The organism is Streptomyces sp. IMTB 2501 (assembly GCF_001953885.1).
GTDB lineage: Bacteria > Actinomycetota > Actinomycetes > Streptomycetales > Streptomycetaceae > Streptomyces.
The window spans coordinates 1-1078 of the sequence record NZ_MQUS01000093.1 but is presented as its reverse complement, the minus strand read 5'-3'; the positions used below and the strand labels follow the sequence as shown (position 1 = coordinate 1078).

Genomic DNA, 1078 nt, shown 5'->3' with positions numbered 1-1078 from the left:
TCTCACCCGTTCGGGGGTGGGGGAAACGCCGGGGGGAGGTGGGTGGCGAGGGTGTGGGGAGGTGTATGTGTGGGTCGGCCTCGGGGTGGAAATCCCGAGGTGGGTGGGTAGGTGGGGGGATGGGTGCCGGCCCGGGCACCAGGGGTGTGATGTCTGGTGTCCGGGCCGGGTGGTGCGTGCGTGGCGCGTGGGTTGTCGGAGAATGGTGGTGGGTGGGGTTCCCGGCCCGATTCCGGCGGGCCGGGGCCCCGTATTGTGCTGTCGGGTGTGGGTTCAGTCGTCCCAGCCGCCGTCGTCCCGGCCGTCGTCTCGGCCGCCGTCTCGGCCGCCTTCCCGGCCGCCTTCGTGGTCGCAGTCGACGCGGAAGCTGGCCACCACGCCGTCCTTGACGTGGATGCCCTTGGTGTGGAGGTCGTCGACGCCGAAGCTGGAGCTGTGGGGGCCGACGGTGGCGACGGGGGCGCCGTTGTCGCAGACCGCTCCGCGGAAGACCTCGACGCGTTTGTGGCTGTCGTTGCGGATGTTGAGGGTCTTGGCGCCGAGGCCGCTGACGACGGTGATGCAGTCACCGGGGTGGGCGGAGTAGGACCGTTCGTTGATGAGGATCCGGCCTTCTTCTCGGCGCTCCTCGTGGCCCCTGCCTTCGTTTCCCTTGCCTTCGTTGCCCTTGCTCTGCCCTTCGTTGTTGTTTCCCTTGCCCTGCCCGGTGCTGCTGGTGGGGGCTGCGGTTGGGTCGGCTGCCGGGGCGGCGGCCGGGGCTGCCTGGGGGGCCGGGCCGGAGGCCGCCGAGGCGTAGGTGATGCCGGTCACGGCGAGTGCCGCGGCGGCTCCGGCAGCGGCGGTCACCATGGTGGAACGAGCGAGCTTCATGTCGCTTCTCCCGTCTGAATATCTCGGAGATGTCGGCTCGTCAGCCGACTGCGATCAAACGTACTCACAGCTGTCATACCGGTCATATCGAAGGTTCACGGGAGGGAGCCGATCGGGGTATATCCGGCCCCGCCTGCCGGTCTGTCAGGATGTGAAGTCACCAGAGAAAAAGGCGTATTGAATGACTATTAGTCCGTCCGGATGATCT

1 protein-coding gene is annotated in these 1078 nt (G+C 67.9%); it reads right to left on the bottom strand.

Going from position 1 to position 1078, the window contains the following annotated elements:
• Positions 1 to 273: 273 nt before the first annotated feature.
• Positions 274 to 870 (bottom strand): hypothetical protein, encoded by a 597-nt coding sequence (locus AV521_RS46240; protein WP_076097942.1) that lies wholly within the window; start codon positions 868 to 870, stop codon positions 274 to 276.
• Positions 871 to 1078: the final 208 nt, after the last annotated feature.

Coding starts and splice junctions, on each gene's coding strand:
- AV521_RS46240 (WP_076097942.1), bottom strand. CDS start 870: ATGAAGCTCGCTCGTTCCACCATGGTGACCGCCGCTGCCGGAGCCGCC.